This is a genomic window from Gordonia polyisoprenivorans NBRC 16320 = JCM 10675 (assembly GCF_000241325.1).
Classification (GTDB): Bacteria; Actinomycetota; Actinomycetes; order Mycobacteriales; family Mycobacteriaceae; genus Gordonia; species Gordonia polyisoprenivorans.
The window spans coordinates 1-1,550 of record NZ_BAEI01000012.1 but is presented as its reverse complement, the minus strand read 5'-3'; the positions used below and the strand labels follow the sequence as shown (position 1 = coordinate 1,550).

At 58.5% G+C, this 1,550-nt stretch carries 1 protein-coding gene and 1 pseudogene; both read left to right on the top strand.

From position 1 onward, the window contains the following. Window positions 1-40: 40 nt before the first annotated feature. A pseudogene (locus tag GOPIP_RS29855) lies at window positions 41-130 on the top strand (hypothetical protein); the annotation flags it as partial. 30 nt (window positions 131-160) lie between these two features. Beyond that, on the top strand, window positions 161-1,550 hold a 1,390-nt coding region (locus GOPIP_RS04800; protein WP_244421109.1), incomplete at its 3' end, for an AAA family ATPase.

Here is a 1,550-nt window from a genome sequence, read left to right as displayed (position 1 = left end):
CTAGGTGGCGGGCTGTCCACCATGTGGGAAGGAGTGATTCATGCGAGTGTCACGGCTAGCGATTCGAAGTTGGCGGAATCTACGCGACGTCGATCTCAACATGGACAAGGCAGCCCCACTCGTCTGCCTAGTTGGGGAGAACGGGGCCGGTAAGAGCACGGTGCTCGAAGTCCTGTCCGCGGCAGCGCACAGCCTGGGCATATCTCAAGGCGTACAAAACACTCGCGGAGATATCTTCACCGAGCCGCACGACATCGACATCACCGTCTATGTACCTCCCGAGGAAATCCAATTCTCAGAATCGTCCTATTTCACCGATGAGCTTCGGGACGCAGCCAGCCGCTGGACCGGGGAGCTGCATCTTCACTCGGTGCGGGGTTCAGCAACGCAGTCCACAGTTAGTGCCGGAGTCTCGACGCAAGCGGACCTGAATTCCTCGGCACAAGCGGACACACGTCTCTCGGAGCGGCTCGGTGATGCGGTTGTTGCGGCACTCCGCGAGCGGCGAGAGACCCAGCACCTGTATCTCGATGCTGACCGGGCGTACCCGCCAGCAGAGGTCCCCTTACACGAGTACGGCCAGATCTTCAGTCAGGAGTGGCGAAACCCTGATGTCACTCGAAACTCGGCATTCCAACCCTCGCGCACCTTGTACACCGAGTGGATCAAGTACTTTGTCGGCGTCGACGAGAATGAGCTTTCGAAGTATTCAATGGCACTACGCCGCGCGCGCGACAGTGGGAACCCTGATCCGAAGTTCGATGATCCCTTCGAGGGGTATGCCGCAAGTCTTCGTCAAGTGCTACCGCACCTACGTTTCGCTGGTGTAGCTAAGGGTGGCGGGCAGCCTCGAACGCCAATCTTCGACAGTGCTGGTATCGAATTGGCTTTCTCTCATCTCAGCGGCGGCGAACGTGAGGTCGCATTCATCCTTGGCCAGATTGACCGCTTCAGGCTTCGCCGCGGGCTACTACTCATCGACGAGCCCGAACTCCATCTCAATCCCGATCTGCTCCGGAGATGGCTAGCGTACTTGCGTGACACCATTGTGTCCGGTCAGGTGTGGATAGCCACTCACTCCTTAGAAGCGGTGGAAGTCGCCGGGCCGTCGGCGACATTCGTCTTCGAACGCAATCCTGAAACGCGACTCGTCACAGCTCCGAAACTCCTCTCCGGGCGCCCCGTGCTGTCGGCACTTTCGGCGGCGGTTGGGTCGCCAGCATTTGCACTTGGAAAACTGCGCTTCATCTACATCGAAGGCGATCGGCAAACCCGCGAGCGTGAAAGATTCTATGCAGTCTGCGGCGACGAGACCACTAACCGGTTCCTGGAGGGTGGCGGATGTAGGGATGTACTGCGCCGACTGAGTGATATCAAAACCCTTTCGGCGGAATCTCAAGAGCAACTTCACATCGGGGGTGTCATCGATCGAGACTTCCGCACCGACAGCCAGGCAGACGAGCTGGAACGCGATTACTCGGTGCACGTTCTCGGTTGTCACGAAGTCGAGAACCTTTTCCTGCACCCGGAAGCAATCGATGCTCTGCTAA